This window comes from Archangium sp. (genome assembly GCF_036389735.1).
Taxonomy (GTDB): Bacteria; Myxococcota; Myxococcia; order Myxococcales; family Myxococcaceae; genus Archangium.
The window spans coordinates 1-2,357 of the sequence record NZ_DASVWK010000464.1 but is presented as its reverse complement, the minus strand read 5'-3'; the positions used below and the strand labels follow the sequence as shown (position 1 = coordinate 2,357).

The 2,357-nt window shown below is 68.3% G+C and carries 3 protein-coding genes; 2 read left to right on the top strand and 1 reads right to left on the bottom strand.

Annotation, left to right across the window (positions count from 1 at the left end; all coding sequences use genetic code 11):
- The coding region (locus tag VF794_RS16565; protein WP_331111515.1) for a PAS domain S-box protein at positions 1-1,155 on the bottom strand (1,155 nt) is incomplete at its 3' end.
- 210 nt (positions 1,156-1,365) lie between these two features.
- Here VF794_RS16565 and VF794_RS16560 point away from each other — a divergent pair.
- Both VF794_RS16560 and VF794_RS16555 read left to right on the top strand, forming a co-directional pair.
- Positions 1,366-1,959 carry a DUF2239 family protein gene (locus VF794_RS16560; protein ID WP_331111514.1) on the top strand — a complete coding sequence of 198 codons (594 nt, stop codon included), beginning with the start codon at positions 1,366-1,368 and terminating at the stop codon, positions 1,957-1,959.
- Positions 1,960-2,112: 153 nt separating this feature from the next.
- Positions 2,113-2,357: hypothetical protein (locus tag VF794_RS16555; RefSeq protein ID WP_331111512.1), on the top strand; the 245-nt coding region annotated here is incomplete at its 3' end.

The following is a 2,357-nucleotide window of genomic DNA, read 5'->3' as shown; positions in this document are numbered from 1 at the left end:
CTTCACCTGCCGGCGCATCAGCTCCACCTCGCGGCCCAGACGCACGGCCAGGGGTGAGTCCGGCTCGGCCTGGGCGAGCCTCGCGAGCGACTGGAGCCTGAGGTTCAGCGGGGTCAGCGGCGTGTTCAGCTCGTGGCTGGCGACGGAGAGGAACTCATCCCGCAGGCGCACCGCCTCCTGGAGCTCCTCCAGGAGGCGCTCGCGCTCGGCCCGCTGGCGCTTGTCCTCCGAGGTGTCCTTGAGCTCGATGACGGTGCCCACCGCCCTGCCCTCCTCGAGGATGGGGCTCGCGGTGAAGGCGACCGGGTAGAAGCCGCCGTCCTTGCGGACGAACACATCCTCCCCCTGCTCCTGGGCCCGGGTCGGCAGCGCCCGATCAATGGGGCACTCCGACATCGGGTAGTGCGTCCCATCGGGCCGGGTGTGGTGGATGAAGTCATGGAGGGGCCCGCCCTGCACCTCGGCCAGGGTGAAGCCGGTGATCCGCTCGGCCGCGGGGTTCATGAAGACGCAGTGCTGGCGGGCGTCCATCATGAAGAGCCCCAGCGTGGCGTTCTGGGTGATGGCGGCGAGCCGCCGCTCGGCCTGCTCGACGCGCCGCCGCGCCAGCACCTGCTCGGTCACCTCGAAGCCGAAGGCGAGCACCCCTTCCGGCCTTCCAGTTGGCCCGGCAATGGGCTGGTAGATGAAGTTGAAGTAGCCCGTGCGCGGATGCTCGGGGCTGCCCACGTTGGCGGGGGCATCCTTGCCCACATAGGGCTCACCTGTCCGGTACACCCGATCCAGCAGCTCGAAGAAGCCCTGGCCCTCGAGCTCGGGCTGCGCCTCCCTCACGGACTTGCCCAACAACTCCCGATGACCGAGCAGCTGCGAGTTGACGGAGTTGCTGAACTCGTAGACGTGCTCGGGCCCCCGGTAGATGGCGATGATGGCCGGCGCCTTCATGAAGATGGTTCGGAACCGGTCGCGCTGCGCCTCGACCTTGGCCCGAGCGGCGCGCTCGCGCACGTTCAGCCAGGTGATGAGGAGGCAGATGACGACGAAGAGGACGATCGCCAGGACGTCCTCGGGGCTCCTGGAGACGGCGAAGCCATGAAGCAGCAGGGGGGACGTCCCCCACTGCCCGCCCGACTCCGACCGCGCCTCCAGTGACACCCACCCTCCCCGGCGAGAGAAAAGCCCGGCTTCGTACCAGGACCGTGCCGGCGACCGCACCGGACGCGAAGCCACGAGACGGCTTCTCAACAGTTCCCCAGTGTCCGGAGGCCATTTCTACCCGGGCATCATGGAATCATTATTTTCACCCGGGTATTATTCTAAATGCAATTGACCCGGGTAAAACCTGGGGAGGGATGGGAGTCGGACATGGGGGAAGCGCCACCGAGGCAGTACACGGGCTTCGCGGGGCACCGGCGCATCGCGTCGGGGGAGCTGACGGAAGTCGCCTTGAAGCTCCAGGAGTGGCTGGGCCGAGGCGAGAGCGCGCCGATCTCCCTCTTCGAGGACGAGACGGGCAATCCGGTCGACCTGCCCCTGCGGGGGACGCGTGAGGAACTCCTGGCCAGCCTCGCCAGGAAGAGGGCCCGGGCCAGCGAGGCCCAGGAAGTGGAAGAGGCCCGGAAGCCTGGACCGGGCCGACCGAAGCTGGGGGTGGTGTCTCGGGAAGTCTCGCTGCTGCCTCGCCACTGGGAGTGGCTCAACGGGCAACCGGGAGGCGCCTCGGTGACGCTGCGCAAGCTCGTCGAGGAGGCGAAGCGCGCGGGCCAGGGAGCGGATCGGGCCCGGCGCTCGCGGGAGGCGGCCTACAAGTTCATGTACGCCATGGCGGGGGACTTCCCCGGCTTCGAGGAAGCCTCACGCGCCTTCTTCGCGAAGGACGTCGAGCGCTTCGACCAGCTCATCCAGCCCTGGCCGGAGGACGTGCGCGAACACCTGCGGAAATTGGTGGCGCGGGAGTAACATGCCAGCCACGTCCCACTGCGCAGCACGGTGAATCCGAGAGGCCGGCATGAGCCCCAAGAACTTCTGTCCGCACGGAATGCCGCCAGGCAAGTGCACGACCTGCGCGACCGCGGCCCGGTGCGAGCACGGCGCACCCCTCACCTGCGTGAAGTGCAAGCAGTCGACTCTCAAGCCCACCCCCCCAAGCCGCTCGCGACGAACAAGCCCTCAGGCAACGTCGCCAAGACCAAGCCCCCCCAGACCCTCCCAGGGCAGGACCCGCGGCAGCTCGTCATCGACCGCATCGCCTCGAAGCACGCCCTCATCCGACGCTCCGCCTGGGGAACGCTGCGGCCCAACTACAGCGTCATGGACCCGGACTGGGACTACACCACCATCGTCCTCCACCACTCGGG